Below are 19,647 nucleotides of genomic sequence, written 5' to 3' on the forward strand. Positions count from 1 at the left end.
AGAGGCAGGAGACAATCTAATCTTCAAACGATCGCTTACTGGCATACGACTAAGAAACCCATGAAACAAAAACAACAAATCTAAGCGGGAATGAAAATCTCATTCCTCACAATAATGTGGACCAACAGCGTCGCGTTTTCAATGAGGTGTCTGGGATTGGGGTCCACCAGATACACGCGGCCAATAACATGCAGGCCCTATGAATTGACCCTGCATGCCTGCCGAACTGGTCATTCAACGGCCAATCAAGCTGGAAAATTACTCAGCGGCTTCCTGCGCAGCGTCCAATTCAGCGGCCTTCTTCTCGACCTCTTCAACAATGTGGTCGACCATCTGATCGTTGGACATCTTGTGGCTGGCCTTGCCCGCCAGATACACCATACCCGATCCGGCGCCGCCGCCGGTAAAGCCGACATCGGTCATCAGCGCTTCGCCCGGGCCGTTCACGACACAGCCGATGATTGAAAGGCTCATTGGTGTTTTGATATGTTCAAGACGCTGTTCCAACGCCTCGACTGTTTTGATCACATCGAACCCCTGCCGCGCACAAGAGGGGCATGAGATGATATTAACCCCGCGATGGCGCAAGCCCAAAGATTTCAGAATCTCGAACCCTACCTTGACCTCTTCGACAGGATCCGCAGACAGGCTGACGCGGATCGTGTCGCCAATGCCCATCCACAATAGATTGCCCAGACCAATCGCCGATTTGATGGTGCCCGAAACCAGTCCTCCGGCCTCGGTAATACCCAGATGGATGGGGGCGTCCGTGGCCTCGGCGATGCCCTGATAGGCAGCTGCCGACAGGAAGACATCGCTGGCTTTCACGCTGATCTTGAATTCGTGGAAATCGTTGTCCTGAAGAATACGGATATGCTCTAGCCCGCTTTCAACCATCGCTTCGGGGCAAGGCTCGCCGTATTTCTCGAGCAGATGCTTTTCCAAGCTTCCCGCATTCACCCCGATCCGGATCGAGCAATTATGGTCACGCGCGGCCTGAATGACCTCTTTCACCCGACTTTCATTCCCAATGTTGCCAGGGTTGATCCGCAAGCATGCTGCGCCTGCCTCGGCAGCCTCGATCCCACGGCGATAGTGAAAGTGGATATCCGCCACGATAGGTACCGGACTTTCGCGCACGATCTCTTTCAGCGCCTTGGACGAGGCCTCATCCGGGACCGAAACGCGCACGATATCCGCACCCGCCTCTGCGGCGGCCTGCACCTGAGCCACAGTCGCCGCCACATCCGTCGTCAGCGTGTTGGTCATCGTCTGCACCGCAATCGGAGCGTCACCTCCGACGGGGACGTTTCCAACCATGATCTGACGAGATTTGCGGCGGTAGATATTGCGCCATGGGCGCACGTGATTAAGGGACATGTGGACGGGTCCAAGACTGTCTGAGTTGGTCTTTAAATAGTCAGCCTAACTGGCCACTGCAATGGCCAGATCATTCTGTCGGTGCGGCAGAGCTTTGCGCCTGAAGTTCCGCCACCAGTTGCTTGAGGGCGACGTTTTGCTCGGCCTCAAGATCAGCTACCGTATAGCGTTCGGAAACCGCATCCTTGGACAGTACGACACCTTTAGCGACAGTTCCTGGTGCTCCGACCGGGCCGAAATGGTCACCATTCATCGAGAAATAGACAGATCCGGCGGCACCTGCACGTAGGTTAGGCGGTTCTTCTGTCAGCGGTACCTCGAATGTACTGCCCTGTTCGACGGTTCCAAGCGTACCCTCGAAGATGATACTTCCATCCGCAGCGGTGACCCGCATCCACGCCGGATCAACGGCGACGATTTTCAGGGTCGTATCAATCTGTTCAACCACCTGCGGCAATGCCGGGCGAAGAACCGTATGGACTTCGGCAACCTCAACCTTGGGCGGCTCAGGCGGCTGGAAGGTGCCAACGGTACGCGGGTCCAATGTAGAAATTGGTGCATCACGGGCAACGAGCACCGGCAAATCCAGGGCCTGTGGGCGATACAGCCTATCCAGAGCCTCAGCCGAGGGGGTGTCGATCAGCGCGACTTGATCTTCGGTGGTGCCACGCGCCGCCTCAAGCGGGTCCAAATCAGACAAGACAACCGGAGCCTGTTCAACCGGGCTTACCTGCACTTGCTGAATCCGGTTCAGGACGGACCATCCGCCATATCCAATACCGCCGATCACAGCCAACAGAACCAGAGACGACCCGATGGCACGCGGCTCTATCTGGCTGACCAACGATTCCCGTCCGGGAATATAGGGAGTGTTTGGCGAGATAAACGGATCGCGCCCCATCGGACCGCGAGCCGGCAAGCTGCCCGAGGTCTTTCGAACCACTGACGCCTCGGCCGACATGCCATGCGCGACCTCAAACCCGCTTTCCTTACAAAACGCAAAGAAAGTTTCGTCGGGGTTCATCCCCAGATAGCGGGCGTAAGAGCGCACATACCCAGCGATAAATCCGGGCGTATCGAAGGCGTCCGGGTCGGCATCTTCTATGGCTGCAATGTAGTTGGCTTTGATCCGCAGTTCGCGCTGCACATCCAGTAGGGATTTGCCCATTGTTGCGCGTTCACCACGCATCATGTCACCCAGCCGCACCTCATAGTCGTCAAAGCCCTTGGGCCTGACGTCAGTGTCGCCTTCGGATCCGCGCTGTGATCTGCGCCCAATCATCCCTGCTGCCCCATTCTGCCTGTGCGTGTTTCACGCCGTGGTCGAATCATTAAAAGAATGATTCGCGCCGTAGTTTTGTTAGCGTAATTTTAGCACGCGGCATACGAATTGCACACTTTAGCGTTAGGTTAACCGGCAAGTTCGGCGCGATTTAGCGCACAATGTGACCAAAGTTCGTCCATCGCCTGGATCAAACGGTTCATTTCGTCAGGTCCATGAACCGGGGACGGTGTGAAACGCAGGCGTTCTGTTCCACGCGGAACAGTGGGGAAATTGATGGGCTGAACGTAGATTCCATGGTCATCCAGCAGCATATCGCTGAGTTTCTTCGTGTGCACGGGGTTGCCGACAATCACGGGCACAATGTGGCTGCCGTGATCAATCAGTGGCAGGCCCATCCCCTTGAGTCGAAGCTTGAGGATCTTTGCTTGCGTCTGATGCTGCTCTCGCAATTCGGACGCAGTTTTGAGGTAGGCAACCGAAGCTGCGGCACCCGCAGCAACGGCAGGTGGCAGGGACGTCGTAAAGATGAAGCCCGGAGCATAAGACCGCACAGCGTCGCACATTTTAGTGCTGGCCGCGATATAGCCCCCCATGACGCCATAGGCTTTGGCCAATGTGCCGTTGATGATGTCAATCCGATGGGCAAGACGATCACGCTCGGTCACGCCACCGCCGCGCGGTCCGTACATGCCAACGGCGTGGACCTCATCAATATAGGTCAGCGCACCGAATTCATCGGCCAGATCACATATCTCTTCAATAGGGCCAAAATCGCCGTCCATCGAATACACCGACTCAAAAGCGATCAGTTTGGGCGTTGCGGGATCATCCGCTTCAAGCAGTTCGCGCAGATGGGCGACGTCATTGTGGCGGAAGATGCGCTTGGACCCGCCGTTGCGGCGCACCCCTTCGATCATCGAAGCATGGTTCAATGCGTCAGAATAAATGATCAGACCAGGAAACAGTTTCGGCAAAGTGCTGAGTGTCGCGTCATTTGCGATATAGGCGCTGGTGAACAGCAACGCAGCTTCTTTGCCGTGCAGATCGGCCAGCTCGGCCTCAAGCCGTTTGTGGTAAACCGTGGTGCCCGAAATGTTGCGGGTTCCACCTGATCCGGCGCCTGCGGCATCCACGGCCTCGTGCATAGCCTCCAGCACCACAGGGTGTTGCCCCATGCCAAGATAGTCGTTGCCGCACCAGACGGTGATATCTTGCTGCGATCCATCGAGGCGCGTGCGCACCGCATGCGGGAAATGACCATTGCGACGTTCGATATCAATGAAGGTCCGGTACCGTCCTTCGTCATGCAGCCTTGCGATCGCTGAATCAAGCTGAGCAGTATAATCCACCGGTTTCTCCTTAGTTGCCCGACCGATATTACGGCGACCGAACGTCTTCTTCTGCGCAGGATACGAATCTGCACCAGAGCATTTCCCACTGCCTGCTTGATACCGCAAGCACAGTGAACGCTTATTTGATTTGCATCAAATATCCGCTCTGACCCTGACCGACAAGTAAAGTTACGCCCCCTGGACGCGAGGAAACGACGCAGGCACAGCACATTATCTCATCCGGGTTTCCGATATTATACCAGATTCCTGTCCTTGCGGGCTAGACGGCAAAAGTGGCGCTGATAGGGTTCCGGAAAATCCAAATCAAGCAGGAGCCCTCTTATGTCGCTGGACGCTGTTCTGAACCGCATCGACGCCGATTTGCCAACCTCAATCGACCGCCTGATGGAACTGCTCCGCATTCCGTCAATTTCCACCGATCCGGCCTTTGACCAACAGGTCAACCAGGCAGCTGACTGGCTGGTATCTGATCTGCAGAGCATAGGAATTCAGGCTGAAAAACGTGAGACCACCGGACACCCCATGGTGGTGGGCCACATAGGCGAGGACAACAGCGCGCCCCATGTTCTGTTCTACGGCCATTATGACGTTCAACCCGTTGACCCGCTGAACCAGTGGAACCGGGATCCGTTCGATCCGGCCATTGAAGAAACCGAAAATGGGCCAGTTATCCGGGGTCGGGGCTCTTCGGACGATAAGGGACAGTTGATGACCTTCGTCGAAGCGTGCCGCGCATGGAAGGCCGTCCATGGCACCCTGCCCTGCCGCATCACCTTCTTCTTCGAAGGCGAAGAAGAATCCGGTTCGCCGTCGCTGGTCCCGTTCCTGCGTGAAAACGTGGCCGATTTGAAAGCGGATCTGGCATTGGTATGCGACACTTCGATGGTGTCGCGTGGGGTGCCATCAATCGCGTCCCAGCTGCGCGGGATGCTCAAGGACGAATTCACCATCATCGGTCCGCGGATCGACCTGCACTCGGGCCATTACGGCGGACCGGGGCTAAACCCGCTGCGAGAGCTGTCCAAGATCGTTGCCTCGTTCTATGACGACGAAACTGGTCGCGTCGCTGTCGAAGGCTTTTATGACGGGGTTCATGAGGTCCCGGCCGAACAGTTGCGCCAATGGGAAAACTGCGGGTTCGATGAGGCGGATTATCTGAACTCGGTGGGGTATTCTCAGCCACATGGCGAAAAAGGATATTCGACATTGCAGCAACAATGGGCGCGCCCGACGCTTGAGGTAAACGGGCTTTGGGGCGGTTATAACGGCGCCGGTTCGAAGACGGTCATTCCCTCACAGGCGCATTGCAAGATCACCTGCCGTCTGGTGGGTGACATGAACCCTGACGCCTTGCGCGACCAGATTCGCAAGCATGTAGAAGACCGCCTGTCACCCGACGCGAAAGTACAGTGGGACAACGATCTTGAAGGCTCGCCCGCATCCGTCATGAATATCAACCGCCCCGAATTCGAAGCCGCCCGAGGCGCATTGTCCGATGAATGGGGGCGCGAGGCTGTCTTTACCGGAATGGGCGGATCGATCCCTGTGGTCGGCTATTTCAACACGGAGCTGGGCATGGATTCCATGCTGGTGGGCTTTGCCAATGATGACGACGCCATTCACTCACCGAATGAGAAATATGACGTCAAAAGCTTTCACAAGGGCATCCGGTCCTGGGCACGCATTCTCGACGCGCTGACCCGATAAGCAAATCCGGGAATCAAAAGGCCAGATGAAGCTTGGCTCGCTGCTTCATCTGGCCAAAGATACTTTTGGTAACGTCCCGCAGATCGGCAGGGGCACCCCCTGCCCTGAGTTACATATGGATCACGCGCCCGTAAGCGTCCAAAACGCTTTCATGCATCATCTCGGACAAAGTCGGATGCGGGAACACTGTGTTCATCAGATCCTCTTCGGTGGTTTCAAGCTGGCGCCCGACCACATACCCCTGAATTAACTCAGTGACTTCCGCACCAATCATGTGGGCGCCCAACAGCTCTCCGGTTTTGGCGTCGAAGACTGTTTTGACCAGCCCTTCGGGCTCTCCAAGCGCGATTGCCTTGCCGTTGCCGATGAAGGGAAAACGGCCGACCTTGATGTCATAGCCAAGCTCTTTCGCCTTTGCCTCGGAATAGCCGACCGACGCAACCTGCGGATGGCAATAGGTGCAGCCCGCGATGCTTTCGGGTTTGACCGGATGGGCATGTTTCCCGGCGATCAGATCGGCCACCATGACACCCTCATGGCTTGCTTTATGCGCCAGCCATGGCGCTCCGGCAATGTCACCGATGGCGTATAGGCCATCGACACCGGTGCGACAGAATTCGTCAGTCACAACATGGGTCCGGTCGATTTTGACACCCAAAGCCTCAAGCCCCAGATTTTCGATATTGCCGACGATGCCCACGGCAGAAATCACAGTGTCAAAGTCGTGCTTTTCAACCTTTCCCTTCACCTCGATATGCGCGGTGACTTTACCCTTAGCGCGGTCCAACTGTTTGACCATCGCCTTTTCCATGATCTTCATGCCCTGTTTGACAAAGGCCTTCTTGGCAAATGCGCTGATCTCGGCATCTTCCACGGGCAGAACCCGGTCCATGACCTCGACCACGGTCGTATCCGCACCGAGCGTATTGTAGAAGCTTGCGAACTCGATCCCGATTGCACCCGATCCGATGACCAGCAGTTTCTTGGGCATCCGCGGCGGCTGCAGCGCGTGTTTGTAAGTCCAGACCAGATCACCATCCGCTTCCAGCCCGGGCAGTTCGCGGGCGCGGGCTCCGGTCGCCAGAACAATGTTCTTGGCGGTCAGCTCTTCACTGCCCTTGTCGGTTTTAACGGACACTTTGCCTTTCGCAGGGATCGTCGCCTCGCCCATGACAACCGTCACTTTGTTCTTTTTCAGCAGGTGACCGATGCCGCCCGAAAGCTGCCCGGCAACACCGCGGGACCGTTTGACCACAGCATCCAGATCATATCCGATCTTCTCGGCCTTCAGCCCGAAATCCTTTGCACGCTCCATCAGGTGAAACACTTCGGAAGACCGCAGCAGCGCCTTGGTCGGGATGCAGCCCCAGTTTAGACATATCCCCCCGAGATGTTCGCGTTCGACCACCGCTGTTTTCAGACCAAGCTGTGCTGCGCGTATGGCAGCGACATAGCCGCCGGGACCCGCGCCGATTACGATCAGATCAAAAGATTGTGCTGCCATGTTTCCCTCTCGGAGCAGGTCATTTGAAAATTAGTTTACCATTAAACTAATACCAGCCACCCTTCAACACCTAGTCCCCGCGACAAAAGCTACGCCAGGTAAACCCGGGCCGGTTGCAGAGGTTCGAGCCTATACCGCACCGGATCGAAACGCTAGAAGATAGCTAAGTGGCACAGTTGCCCGCATTTAAAACCAATTTTTCGAAAGGCATAACATGGCTAAAACGCTGAAAGATCTGGTCCTGGCCCTGATAAACGCCACGCTTATCCTGCTGGCCTTGTGTTTGTTTCTGGGCTGGAAGCTGACTACAACGGCGCAATCCCTGATGTCTGATTTTTCACAGAAGGTTCAGATCGTTGCCCCCTTGCGCGAAGAGGTTCAAGGGGTGCGCGGCGAATTGGCCGCACTTCGCGCGGATCTGGCGACACTCCAGGCCACTGATGCGATTGCCGATACGGCTACGGCCCAACGGGTCTCGCAAACGCTCGATCGTTTGAACCAAATCGAAGATACGTTGCAGGCGACGCAGTCGCGTATCGCGGCGGTCGCCGAAACGCCCGACGTCCTTATCAGCACTGCAATAGAAAAAACGGCCGACACTGTGGCCGACCGTATTATCGCAATCAAAGGGTGTTCAGTCGAAAGCTAGCCTGCGGCCTGAAGCTCTCGGACTGTGGACCCGTATCCACCCATGTTTACATAGGCGGTTTCGTGTTCAGTCATGGGCCGCGACAAGGCTTCGTTTCGATATGGGAAACGACCGAATTTGCGGATCACCTCTCGATGCGCCCTTGCGTGCAGCAGATTGGATGACTTGGCGCCGTCGATATTCTGGCACATCAGGCGCACGCACCGCTCTTGATCGCACAGATTTTCCGAATGCATCAGAGGCAGATAAAAGAACTGCCGCGCGGGCTCATCAATCTTCAGATCCCAGCCCTTGTCGATGGCGCATTTCGCTGCCGACAAGGCCGCCCTGTCAGTCGCGAACGCCTTGCCGCTGCCGCGGAACATGTTCCTAGGGAACTGATCCATAAGAATAATATAGGCCAATGCCCCGCTGGGGTATGTCAGCCACAGAGAGAACTTCCCCTCACTGGCTATTTCCCATGTAGATAGAAATTTTTCGCGGATTTCTGCGTCTAGCGCTTCGTCCTCAATATACCAACCTTCTGGACCAACTTGATCCAACCAAAAACTCAATACGTCTTCAGGCCCTACCATTGCCTTGCTCCGTCGTTTTGCCCTCCCCAGGGACGTAACGTCATTTAAGGCTGTTTTACAGATTTGTGACAGTAAAAAATTGCAACACTTGCGACATAATTTCGTGTCCTAGGCTACATCTTGCGTTTCCTGATCAGCTTCGGCCGCTTCGATGGCCACCTCTTGCGCCAATTCGAAGGCCACCGGCGAGGCCGTTGGGTACAGCGGAGACATTGTGCCCGTCTCATCCACAGGGATCGCCGCACGCTGTGTCATGCGATACATCGCATAGACCGCAGTGGCCGCGAGCAGTGCAAAGATGATCAGGAAAAAGCCCGAAGGTCCGAACACGTCATCGCCCATCAACCACCCGGTAATCAGCGGGCCAGCGATGGCGCCCATTCCATTGATGAAGACCAGACCACCAGAGGCCGCCGCCATATCCTCATGCTCAAGAAAGTCATTCGTATGCGCAATCAGCAGCGAATAGAGCGGGTTAGACATGCCGCCAATCACAAAGGCCGAGGCCAGAAGGAACGGAAATGAGGTCGCCCCGAACATCATCGCGGTGGCCGCTCCACATGCGCCAATGATGCCCGCCAGCATGATCAGGAACCGGCGATCCATCCGGTCCGAGAACCACCCCAGCGGATATTGCAGCAGAATTGCCCCGACATAGAACGCCGCCACGAAGGTCGAAATCTCAACCAGTGTCAGCCCAGCGCGTGCGCCATAGACCGCCGCCATACCAAACTGGGCCGAGAACACTCCGCCCAGCAGGAACATGCCCACGCAGCCCAACGGCGACTTCCCCATCAGTTCACGCAATGTCATGGGCTTGGTCGTGTCAAATGCCGGTGTCGGTGAAATCGACAGCAGAATCGGAGCAAAGGAAACCGAAACCAGAATGGATGCGATCACAAAGGTTTCGTAACCAGCAGGATCGCCAACCAGCATAAGCCCCTGAGCGGTGATGATCCCAGTCATCTGTACGATCATATAAAGCGAAAGCGCCTGGCCCCGGTTCTCGTTATTGGCCGCGTTGTTCAGCCAGCTTTCGGCGGTGACATACACTCCCGAGAAACAAAACCCGATCACGACACGCCCCAAAGCCCACGCGACTGGCTCGGTCAACATCGGATACATGATCATCACGGCCGAAATAAAAGAAGCGAGCGCAGCAAAGACCCGCACATGCCCCACCCGCCGGATCATCTCCGGTGCAAGGCGAGAACCTCCGAGGAAACCTACGAAATAAGCTGACATCACAACAGACATCTGAAGGGTCGAAAACCCTTCGATCTCGCCTCGAACGCCCAGGATTGTGCCCTGTAGGCCATTGCCAATCATAAGCAGGCCCATGCCAAGAAGAAGTGACCACGCGCTGGTAATGACCTGAAGCATAGAGGCCTCCGAGATTGCTAACCTGAACTAGAGATTCGTTTTTATATCAAAAACGGCTTTGAACCAGCTTGTCTACGACATCGAAACGCAACGATCCCGACAACACGCCGCTCAAGGGATCAAAAGCGACCCATCCCCATATGAAAAGAACCGATAGTTCTGCGCAATCGCGTGCTCATAAACCTCTTGCATCCGATCCTGCCCCATCAAAGCTGAAACCAACATCAGCAGCGTGGATTTCGGCAGATGGAAATTGGTGATCAGCGCATCCGTGACGTAAAACTGAAAGCCCGGATAGATGAAGATGTCGGTATCGCCCTCCCAGGGTACGATCTGCCCACTGCGGGCGGCGCTTTCGATCAATCGCAGCGCGGTTGTGCCCACCGGAATGACACGGCCACCTATGGCTTTGGTTTCACGAATTTCACTGACGGCTTCCGCACTGACCCTGCCCCATTCTGCATGCATCTTATGGGTCGTCACATCCTCGACCTTGACTGGCAGAAACGTTCCGGCACCGACATGAAGCGTAACGTAGGAAACAGAAACGCCGCGCGCGGTAAGCGCCTGCATCAGCGCTTCGTCAAAATGCAGCGACGCGGTGGGCGCGGCCACGGCCCCGGAGTTGCGCGCCCAGATCGTCTGGTAATCCGTCTTGTCCTGCGCATCGGCAGGGCGCTTCGCGGCAATATAGGGCGGCAGCGGCATGGCGCCGGCCTGTTCCAGCGCAGCATCAAAATCCTGCCCGGTAAGGTTAAACCGCAGAAAGGCCTGTCCGTCCGCCACCCTATCCAACTCAGCGCTCAGTTGATCCGAAAACCGGATAACCTCACCTGTCTTGACCTTCTTGAGCGGTTTGATCAACGCGGCCCAGGTGCCGTCTGCCTGCGGATCAAGCAACGTCGCTTCGATCGACGCAGACACCGGCCCTTGCGCACTGTCGCGATGACGCCGCCCGCTGAGGCGTGCCGGGATGACCCGCGTATCATTCAACACCAGCCGGTCACCGGGTCGCAGCCAGTCTGGCAGGTCAAAGACGTGCGCATCCGAGATTGCATCGCCCTCGGCCACAAGCAAACGCGCCGAAGACCGCGGGTTGGCAGGCCGGGTGGCAATCAAATTCTCGGGCAGGTGGAAATCGAAATCGCTGAGTTTCATGGGCGCGCCTTACAGGGTCGTATCAGATTCGGCTATATCCCTGTTCAGTTGTCTTTTGGCGGCGATCCAAATGTGCGCTTGGGCTCATCCGGCTTGGCTTTCTGTGCATTTGGCCCATCCTGAACCTTCGGCGCGGGCTCCCTTAGAAGGTTGCGCAAGAACAATGGCGCAAGCCCTGACAGAGGGTTGACCGAGACAGAGGGTGATTTCAAAGGGCCGGTCAGAGTATAATTGAACGCGATCACACCTTCACCTTTTTTGGTGAAGACACTTCCAATCGCATTCACCAGATAGATTGGGGAAATCGCGCCACGCAAGTTCAGCATTTCGCTAACCGTGTCGATTGTCCCGTCGAAGGACAATCCCATCGAAGGACCGACGGCGCTGCCGCTGAGAACCTTGATTTCGGTCGGAGTAATCCGCATTCGGCTTTCGATGCTCGAGAAAAAGATGCCTTGCCCAGCCATTTCATCCACAAGCCCAACAAGGCTGATTGCGTTCAGCAAGGCAGCCATGGCCGGGGCGTCATGAATTCGGGTGTTCACGATCTTCATGATAACATCGAAGTTCCCGGCCCCGCCGACCGGTTCCAGTTGCAGGTCCAGTTTGCCACCGCGCGCCTGGGTTATCATTTTGGCCGATCTCAGAACGTCGCCTGCATCACCAGAGATTAGATTGACTGCACTGCGCCCTCCGCGCGGGGTCACCTGCCCGCGCACAGCAGCACCGCCGTTTACATTCGCCGTGAACGCGCCGCTGACACCGCCAGTTGTCGCAAATTTTCCCTTGAACCCGGTCAGGGCGATCGTCTCTGTAATCTGGAGGCGATCCAACACTACATCCAGCTCGGGCCCCTGCCCGGAACCACCGCCACCACCTTCGGAGGATCCAAAGGTCGCGCCCCCCAGATTCATCACGCCCCCTAAAACCCTGATGTCGGGCAAGGCTGACCCCCGTGAAATCAGCTCCGCCGGAACCGCAAGCCAGTTCCCCAATTCGAATGAGCTGAACTCTACACGATCGAAAGCACCATTTTTGAAATTAATGGAGGCCAGGCTTCTCAACCCCGCCGCATCCAGCCGAAGTGTATCCACGCGCATCTGATCGCCCAGCGTTGCCTCGACATCGATCGACCCCTTGGTACCAGCGCCTTTGCGCCACCCGAGCTCGGGGATAGACAGCACTACGCCTTCCAGATCCGATGTCGCCGTCAGTTTCGGGGGGCGGCCAGCACCGATGCCCAAGGTTATTTCGGCAACGCCTTTTCCAGTCAGCATACCCTTTGGTAACCCGGCACGCAGCTCGGTCACCAACCGGGGCGAAATCTCGATCTGCCCTTTCAGTTCACTGGGTTTCGGTTCTCGACCCCCAATAGGCTGGCGCCAGGTTGCCTGCAGGGGCACGTCGCCGAAATATCCGTCGCCGCCGACTTCGACAGCGGATTGGTCACCTGAAATAGTCAACTGAGGCGCGCTGACGACAAAACCTTTGACCAAGCGATCACTGTGCACATCACCAATCTTACCAGTAAAGTGAAACTGGGTTTCATCGAACTTCAGCCCCTTCTTCATCGGCAGAGATAAGGTGCCTGACAGTTCCACATCGCCAGAGGCCACATCCACGGGCAAATTTGCCTTTGTCATCAGCTGCAGAGGGGGACGATCCATCAAAGACAAGGCGGCCGTTGCCGAGCCCTTGGCCTTGACGCGCACAATCGCCGGCGAAAGCTTTTTGATCGACGTATCCGGAATAATGAAGGATGTTCCTGACCCGTCTATCGGGCCGCCCTGATCGGCAATGACAACCGCTTTCTCGGCTGTCACCGTAAACCGTTGGTTGATCAGGCTGGCCTGCCCCTGAGCGTCATGGACCGGCGGTAAAGTTTTGGCAAAGCGGACTTTGGCGTCGTCGAACCCGAAGTCCAAGTAAATGTCCGGCTTGGTGTCCGGCTTCAACCGCAATGCAAAATCGACATCCGAGAGCCGGCCTTCATATAAATTGTCGGACACCCATTTACGCGGCTTTTCGGCAAGTAATTGGGGCCAGTATCTCAGCAACTGGCCTGACTCCAACTCGTCCAGATGAGCCTCAAGGTACCCCGACCAACCTTCGGCTTCACCATTCAGATTACCGCTAGCACGCAGCGTTAGGTTTTCGTCTTCAACCGTCATCTGTCCGAGGCGCAACTCGAACGGGGCCAGCTTCATCTTCAGATCAAGGTCGGCACGCGCCAACTTGAGGGGTTCCGGAAACAGACCAGCCGGGTTGATGTCGATGCTGCTGAGACGGAGTTGAGAGGTCAGGCTTTCCAGCAGTCCATTCTCGATACCTCTCAAAAAGGCCCTTCCCTCGGCCTGAACGGACCCCCAGGCGGAGACTACAGAAACCTCGTCGAAATCCAGCTCCTGCCGACTTGGGTCATAGCTGAAATAAGCCCTGGCGGATTCAAACGGAATCGGTTTTGTCTCTTGGTTGGCTTGCACCGCGCCTGCCGCAAGGTTCAGGGTCGCAAATAACGGCCCCAGCGCCGCGTTGCCATCAACACTGCCGCGCACCGCGCCCGAGATCGGAGCGTCAAGGACCTGCAACCATGACAAGGCTAGGCTTTGACTTGCAATATCTTCGGCAGGCAGGTCGGTTATCGCAAAGCCAAAGCTTGCCTGGGGCGTTCCAAGTACGCTGGTATAATTTACCTCAATCGAACTGGCATAATCGCGCCCTGTCAGAACAGAGAACCCGGTGGACATGCGCATTTCGTCACCGGTACGGATGATCGAAATATGTCCGCCGTCGAAAACCCAGGCGCGCGACAGGCGCAAATCCTGATAGTCCAGCGTCAACGACTCAAGCTCGACCGACCGCAGCCCCGACAGCAGCGGTGACAAAAAGACATCGTCAGATTCCTCGATCAACTCGATCAATGTCCGCGCCCGCTGAACCGGTGCACTGCCAGAACCGACTGTCAACGAAAGCGCCCCGTCCAATCCGCGGGTCAATGCGATTTGGGCATCGCGCAGGGTAATCGTGCGCGGCCGGATTTTCCCCCGTAGCAGCCACCGCATCGACAACCGTGTGCGCATATCCGCCACTTGCGCGATCTGTTGTCCCGCCGCGTCGCTTATGGTCACATCCGTCAGTCGCAAACGTGGCAGCCAGTTTTCGTTGACGATAAAGCTGGCGTCGCCAAAGCGGATCTTGATCCCTCCAAGGCTTTCATCCAGCCGTTTTTCGGCCTGCGCCCGCATCCAGTCGGGCGCGTGCAGTTGTTTGCCAATCAGAAAGAACCAGCCGCCAAAGGCCAGCAGGCAAAGCAACAGGAAGGTTCCGACGATCCCCCACGCAGCGATGCGGCGGCGTGACCGACGGCGGCGGGGTTTCCCGTCCGGGCCTTCTTGTGTATCTTCTTGCCGCGCCAAATTCCGACCCACGCCCTATTACCTGCTTGCACCGCACCATGATGTCAGGCAGCACTTAAAAACCTTTAGCGGAGTTTCCAATGCCCGACGTTACAGACATCGCCCCCGGTTTCACTTTGCCCCGCGACGGCGGTGGTGAGGTTACGCTGTCAGACCTGCAAGGCAGCGCCGTCGTTTTGTTTTTCTATCCCCTTGATGATACGCCGGGCTGCACCAAGGAATCCATCGGTTTCTCGGAACAACTTCAAGCCTTTGCTGATGCCGGCGCCCTGGTTTTCGGCATCTCGCGCGACACGGTGGCTAAGCATGACAAATTCGTCGCCAAACACGGTCTTACGACGCCACTTTTGTCCGACGAAGGCTCGACCGTTTGCGAGGATTACGGTGTGTGGGTCGAGAAGAACATGTACGGGCGCAAGTCGATGGGGATCGAGCGTTCAACCTTTCTGATTGACGCCGACGGTAAGATCGCTCGCATCTGGCGAAAGGTCAAAGTGCCCGGCCATGTGGAAGAGGTACTGGAAGCCGTGCGCGCGCTGTAACCCTCTTCACCGCGGTCGTCATCCGGATTATGACCCGAACAAATCTTGAAAGCGGAGATATCCCGGTGTCGAAAACACTGACCCAAATGGCGACCGAAGTTCTGACCACAGCAGACGGGCGCGAAAAGACCGCCCTGTCCAAGCGCCATGCCGCAGCTTGGTTTGCGGCGCGATCAGGGGACGCTCCTGCGATTGAAGTGGGCACCGCAACACCGCCTTTGAAACCCGCCCGACCGGACAAACCAGATTTGCTGTCCCCCCGGGATGTCCCAAGGCGCCGCCCCGGCTCCGAGGCTGGGCGCATCGCCCTGCTACACGCGGTCGCCCATATCGAACTGAACGCGGTTGATCTGCATTGGGATATCATCGCCCGATTTGGCCATGTCCCTATGCCTATCGGTTTCTACGACGACTGGGTCAAATGCGCCGAAGAGGAATCGCGCCACTTCGAAATGGTCTGCGATTGCCTGGAACAGATGGGCAGTCATTACGGCGCCCTGCCCGCCCATGCGGGTATGTGGCGCGCTGCCGAAGATACAGCAGAAGATTTGATGGGCCGTTTGGCCGTAGTACCGATGGTGCTTGAGGCGCGGGGTCTGGATGTGACCCCCGGCATGATTGACATCTTCCGCAAGGCAAAGGCTGAACAGGCCATTGCCGCGCTCGAGGTGATCTACGCCGAAGAAGTCGGGCATGTTGCTTACGGGTCCAAGTGGTTCCATTTCCTTTGCGGACGCGAGAACGCTGACCCAAAGGGTATCTTTCACGATCTGGTCCGGCGCTATTTTCATGGCGTTCTTAAACCGCCCTTCAACGAAGAAAAGCGGGCCGAAGCCGGATTACCGCCGGATTTCTATTGGCCGCTGACCGAAGGCCTGCCGCCGCCCGGCTCTGCCTGCTAGGTCGGCATGCACGGTCATAGCGGTCTTTGAAACATCCTCCAGTTGATGTAATCGGCAATTTCTCGCCGAGAATTGGCGGGATTAACCCTGTTTGTCGTGTGAACTAGTTAACAAACTTGCCCAAATCGGACGTCCCCTCTATTCAGTTGCCCCAAGGGACGGAGACCACTCACAACCGATCCCGAATTTGGGGATCGAGAGGTAAGGCGCGTGCGAACACGTCTGGCAATCAAACTACATTCGCTGCTTGAGCAGCACTTCCCGGAACGCCGGGTCTTTCTGAAATCTGACAATGACACACGGTTCATCCGGCTCAGCTCAGAGACACAAATCTTTGCAGTTGCTGGTGTTGCCCTGTTTGTTGGCTGGACTGCGGTCACTACGGCAATCCTGTTGATGGACAGCATCGGATCAGGCAACTTCCGGGAACAGGCCAAGCGCGATCAGGCGACATATCAGGAGCGGCTGAATATCCTGTCAGCAGAGCGTGACGTGCGCGCTCATGAGGCTCTGATGGCTCAGGACCGGTTCAACGCCGCGCTTGAGCAGATCTCTGCGATGCAATCCGAGCTGCTGGCGTCCGAAAACAGCCGCCGTGAGTTGGAAACGGGGATCGAGGTAATCCAGTCCACCCTGCGCACCACCATGAAACAACGGGAATCTGCCCGTCAGGAGCTTGCGGCGCTGCAACAATCAGATTCTGATGATGGGCTCACGTTGGCAAACACTGCCAGCCCCGAACAGATGGAATTTATGACCGTTGCTCTGACCCGCACCGCGCAAGAGCGTGATCAGATCGCAGCCGACGCCCGGAACGCACTGGATCAGCGGGACGATCTCGAGCTTGAGATCCGGCTGATGCAGGAACGCAGCGACGAAATTTTCCGTCAGCTAGAAGAAGCAATGATCATCTCGGTCGAACCGCTCGACAAGATGTTCCGACAGGCAGGTATGCCAACTGACCGTATCATTGAAGAAGTACGGCGTGGCTATAGCGGCATGGGTGGCCCCCTCACCCCAATTTCCTTCAGCACGCGCGGTGAGGACCTGACCCCCGACGAGATCCGCGCGAACACTCTGTTGCAACAGATGGACCAGCTGAACCTCTATCGTATCGCAGCAGAAAAGGCCCCGTTTGCCAGCCCGGTAAAAGCGGCTGTCCGCTTTACCAGTGGCTTTGGCACGCGCCGTGACCCTAAAACGGGCGGTCGTCGCATGCATAACGGTTCCGATTTCGCCGGTGCACATGGAACTGATATCTTTGCGACCGCCGACGGCGTTGTCACCCATGCGGGCTGGCAATCGGGTTTCGGGCGTCTGGTCAAAATCCGGCACGCCTTTGGAATTGAGACACTTTACGCTCATAACACCAAGTTACGGGTTAAGGTTGGCCAAAGGGTCTCGCGCGGGGATCATATTGCTGATATGGGTAACACCGGACGGTCGACCGGAACGCACCTGCACTATGAGGTCCGCGTAAACGGAAAACCTGTTAACCCAATGACTTACATCAAGGCTGCAAGAAATGTTTTCTAAGAGCAAAATCAACGAGCCCGGAACCAATGCCCCAGAGGCCGCCAAGCCTGCCGCTCCGGCCACTCCGGCAACCCCTGCACCGACGGAAACCAAGGCCAGCACCGCGCCCAAACCCAAGCCACCCGCATCGGTGCTGTCTTCGGATCTGCACATCACCGGAAACCTGAAAACCTCGGGTGACATTCAGGTCGAAGGTACGGTGGAAGGTGACATTCGTGCGCATCTGCTGACCATCGGTGAAACGGCGACCATCAAGGGCGAAGTCACTGCAGATGACGTTGTCATCAACGGCCGTATCGTTGGCCGCGTGCGTGGCCTGAAAGTGCGCCTGACCTCGACCGCACGGGTCGAAGGCGACATCATTCACAAGACAATCGCCATCGAAAGCGGTGCGCATTTCGAAGGCTCCGTTCAGCGTCAGGACGATCCTCTGAACCCTGGCCGCAGCGGAAAACCGGGCGCTAACCCGGCTGCTGACGTCAAACAGTAATCCTGACGGACTGACAGGAAACAAACGCCGCGGGACAGCCTGCGGCGTTTTCTTTTGCAATTCTGACCGAAAGGCTTTCACTGATCAGGTTGGTTCCAGGTCGCATTGGCCTCGATCACTTCTGCGACCATTAGCGCCTTTTCGGACAATTCTGGTGGCGTGCCATCATCAAAGGCAAGCTGCTGCATTCTTCGATACATGACTTCAGACGTGTAAAAATCAAATGCAGCCGTGCCGTCCGGGCTTTCCCAGAAGGCCGTGATCCAAACCGAGGGTGCATACCCGTAACACCAGTCCTGCCAGAACCGTTCTGCCAAAGTCGCCGTTTTAACTGCGGCTACTTGCGCCAAAAGGCCATCCATTGGCCAACCCCCGAGGCGAAACATGCATAGCGTATCGTCCAGACATTCTTCTGAGCCCCCTTCGATCGCCTTCAGAAGAAAACGTTTCTGGAAATCGTCCAGGACACGCCACTCCTCCGACGACCAGTTCCGGGCCTGTCCCGTCGGATACCGGCTCAGGCTGACTTCGATCCCGACAGAGCTTACCTCTTCGCCACAGGCCAAGACCTCTAGCACACGCGGCAAAAGATAGGCCCAGGTATTCTTGGCAATCCCTCCCGGATCACTCGCTGCAAAATACCAGTCCTGAAGATAGTGCAACGGCAGTTCCTGAATGGGCGGGTGAAAGAAATCAGCCTCGATATCCGGTTCCATGCAGCACCCTTCGCAGACCTCGATATTGCTTGGCTTTGGACGTTTAAAAACGCGATAAGCATCCTGAATGAGCGGGAAGAACGGATCATCCGGCAATAACTTGGCCTTAACCGGCTTATTCGTCTTTGACGTCATCGTAGGCTGAACCCATATTTCCATGCCACACCCATAGGTCTATCTGCCCACTTTTGACGTGGCAAGCGCGCTCAAATACCCCTTCATTCTCCGCCGAATTTCTATGTGTGATGAGTAGCTTCGATATTTCTGTGTTTTGGATTACACTACAGCCCGTTGGTTTTCGGAGGACATTTCATGTCAACAAAACTCATGGCTGAATTTTTCGGTACATTCTGGTTGGTGCTTGGCGGTTGCGGCAGCGCTGTTTTAGCGGCTGGCGTCGCGGATGTCGGTATCGGCTGGTTGGGCGTATCTTTCGCCTTTGGCCTAACAGTGCTGACTATGGCATTTGCCGTTGGCCACATTTCAGGCGGGCATTTCAATCCGGCAGTCAGTCTGGGTTTAATGATCGGCGGACGGTTCCCGGCTAAGGATCTGCTGCCCTATTGGATTGCTCAGGTTATCGGAGCCATTGCAGCAGCGGCTGTTCTGTACCTGATCGTCAGCGGCGCACCAGATTTCGCCGGGGTTGGAGGCTTTGCTTCCAATGGCTATGGCGAGGCTTCACCCATGGGCTATTCGATGATGTCCGCCTTGGTGATCGAGATCGTGCTGACGGCATTTTTCATCCTGATCATTCTGGGCGCGACCTCAAGCGGTGCTCCGGCAGGGTTCGCGCCGATTGCCATCGGTCTGGCGCTGACGCTGATCCACCTGATCTCGATCCCGGTGACCAACACATCTGTCAACCCGGCACGGTCAACCGGTGTTGCCCTGTTTGCCGATGGGCCGGCGCTGGCTCAGCTATGGTTGTTCTGGGTTGCCCCGCTGATTGGTGGCGCGATTGGTGCGCTGATCTGGAAGGCCATGTCTGACGACTGACCCAAGCGCACGCTTACAAAAAGACCCCGGCACCTGACCAGGCACCGGGGTCC

16 protein-coding genes are annotated in these 19,647 nt (G+C 56.6%); 7 read left to right on the forward strand and 9 right to left on the reverse strand.

Annotation, left to right across the window (positions count from 1 at the left end; translation table 11 throughout):
* Positions 1 to 258: 258 nt before the first annotated feature.
* The 3 genes from ispG to hemA form a co-directional block, all read right to left on the reverse strand.
* Positions 259 to 1,380, reverse strand: coding sequence for a flavodoxin-dependent (E)-4-hydroxy-3-methylbut-2-enyl-diphosphate synthase (ispG, locus tag AC2FH2_RS03545; protein ID WP_142633254.1), 1,122 nt, complete (start codon positions 1,378 to 1,380; stop codon positions 259 to 261).
* Positions 1,381 to 1,450: 70 nt separating this feature from the next.
* Positions 1,451 to 2,662: a helix-turn-helix domain-containing protein gene (locus AC2FH2_RS03550; RefSeq protein WP_142633252.1), complete on the reverse strand. Its 1,212-nt coding sequence runs from the start codon at positions 2,660 to 2,662 to the stop codon at positions 1,451 to 1,453.
* A 128-nt stretch (positions 2,663 to 2,790) separates the two neighbouring features.
* On the reverse strand, positions 2,791 to 4,014 hold the full coding sequence (hemA, locus tag AC2FH2_RS03555) for a 5-aminolevulinate synthase (protein ID WP_271947553.1): 1,224 nt from the start codon (positions 4,012 to 4,014) through the stop codon (positions 2,791 to 2,793).
* A 324-nt stretch (positions 4,015 to 4,338) separates the two neighbouring features.
* Between hemA and AC2FH2_RS03560 the strand changes: the two genes are divergently transcribed.
* Entirely contained in the window at positions 4,339 to 5,724 is a 1,386-nt protein-coding gene (locus AC2FH2_RS03560) for a M20/M25/M40 family metallo-hydrolase (protein WP_496822876.1), read from the forward strand.
* 109 nt (positions 5,725 to 5,833) lie between these two features.
* On the opposite strand, the gene lpdA is transcribed toward AC2FH2_RS03560, so the two are convergent.
* Positions 5,834 to 7,228: a dihydrolipoyl dehydrogenase gene (lpdA, locus tag AC2FH2_RS03565; protein WP_496822877.1), complete on the reverse strand. Its 1,395-nt coding sequence runs from the start codon at positions 7,226 to 7,228 to the stop codon at positions 5,834 to 5,836.
* Positions 7,229 to 7,442: 214 nt separating this feature from the next.
* Here lpdA and AC2FH2_RS03570 point away from each other — a divergent pair, with 214 nt between their 5' ends.
* Positions 7,443 to 7,877, forward strand: a complete 435-nt coding sequence (locus AC2FH2_RS03570; RefSeq protein ID WP_496822879.1) for a hypothetical protein — start codon at positions 7,443 to 7,445, stop codon at positions 7,875 to 7,877.
* Here the strand turns inward: AC2FH2_RS03570 and AC2FH2_RS03575 are convergent.
* From AC2FH2_RS03575 to AC2FH2_RS03590, 4 genes are all read right to left on the reverse strand, one after another.
* Positions 7,874 to 8,452 (reverse strand): DUF924 family protein, encoded by a 579-nt coding sequence (locus AC2FH2_RS03575; RefSeq protein WP_496822881.1) that lies wholly within the window; start codon positions 8,450 to 8,452, stop codon positions 7,874 to 7,876. The genes AC2FH2_RS03570 and AC2FH2_RS03575 overlap by 4 nt on opposite strands.
* 108 nt (positions 8,453 to 8,560) lie before the next feature.
* A complete protein-coding gene (locus AC2FH2_RS03580) occupies positions 8,561 to 9,835 on the reverse strand; it encodes an MFS transporter (RefSeq protein WP_496822883.1) in 1,275 nt (424 codons plus the stop codon).
* Between the two features lie 111 nt (positions 9,836 to 9,946).
* Positions 9,947 to 10,993 carry a tRNA preQ1(34) S-adenosylmethionine ribosyltransferase-isomerase QueA gene (queA, locus tag AC2FH2_RS03585; RefSeq protein ID WP_282027353.1) on the reverse strand — a complete coding sequence of 349 codons (1,047 nt, stop codon included), beginning with the start codon at positions 10,991 to 10,993 and terminating at the stop codon, positions 9,947 to 9,949.
* Positions 10,994 to 11,037: 44 nt separating this feature from the next.
* Entirely contained in the window at positions 11,038 to 14,421 is a 3,384-nt protein-coding gene (locus AC2FH2_RS03590; protein WP_496822885.1) for a YhdP family protein, read from the reverse strand.
* 68 nt (positions 14,422 to 14,489) lie between these two features.
* Between AC2FH2_RS03590 and AC2FH2_RS03595 the strand changes: the two genes are divergently transcribed.
* The 4 genes from AC2FH2_RS03595 to AC2FH2_RS03610 all read left to right on the forward strand — a co-directional run bounded on the left by AC2FH2_RS03595 (position 14,490) and on the right by AC2FH2_RS03610 (position 17,879).
* Positions 14,490 to 14,951: a peroxiredoxin gene (locus tag AC2FH2_RS03595; protein WP_496822887.1), complete on the forward strand. Its 462-nt coding sequence runs from the start codon at positions 14,490 to 14,492 to the stop codon at positions 14,949 to 14,951.
* A gap of 29 nt (positions 14,952 to 14,980) precedes the next feature.
* Positions 14,981 to 15,853: a ferritin-like domain-containing protein gene (locus tag AC2FH2_RS03600; RefSeq protein ID WP_496822889.1), complete on the forward strand. Its 873-nt coding sequence runs from the start codon at positions 14,981 to 14,983 to the stop codon at positions 15,851 to 15,853.
* A 210-nt stretch (positions 15,854 to 16,063) separates the two neighbouring features.
* The gene (locus tag AC2FH2_RS03605) at positions 16,064 to 17,389 is read left to right on the forward strand and encodes a M23 family metallopeptidase (protein ID WP_281971933.1); all 1,326 of its coding nucleotides are present in this window, start codon (positions 16,064 to 16,066) and stop codon (positions 17,387 to 17,389) included.
* On the forward strand, positions 17,379 to 17,879 hold the full coding sequence (locus tag AC2FH2_RS03610) for a bactofilin family protein (RefSeq protein WP_271947570.1): 501 nt from the start codon (positions 17,379 to 17,381) through the stop codon (positions 17,877 to 17,879). The genes AC2FH2_RS03605 and AC2FH2_RS03610 overlap by 11 nt, the downstream gene beginning before the upstream one ends.
* 77 nt (positions 17,880 to 17,956) lie before the next feature.
* Here AC2FH2_RS03610 and AC2FH2_RS03615 read toward each other — a convergent pair whose 3' ends face one another.
* Positions 17,957 to 18,754, reverse strand: coding sequence for a hypothetical protein (locus AC2FH2_RS03615; RefSeq protein WP_496822891.1), 798 nt, complete (start codon positions 18,752 to 18,754; stop codon positions 17,957 to 17,959).
* A gap of 153 nt (positions 18,755 to 18,907) precedes the next feature.
* Between AC2FH2_RS03615 and aqpZ the strand changes: the two genes are divergently transcribed.
* Entirely contained in the window at positions 18,908 to 19,594 is a 687-nt protein-coding gene (gene aqpZ, locus AC2FH2_RS03620) for an aquaporin Z (RefSeq protein WP_271947574.1), read from the forward strand.
* The last annotated feature ends 53 nt before the right edge of the window (positions 19,595 to 19,647 follow it).

It is taken from the genome of Ruegeria sp. YTSA105, from assembly GCF_059610225.1.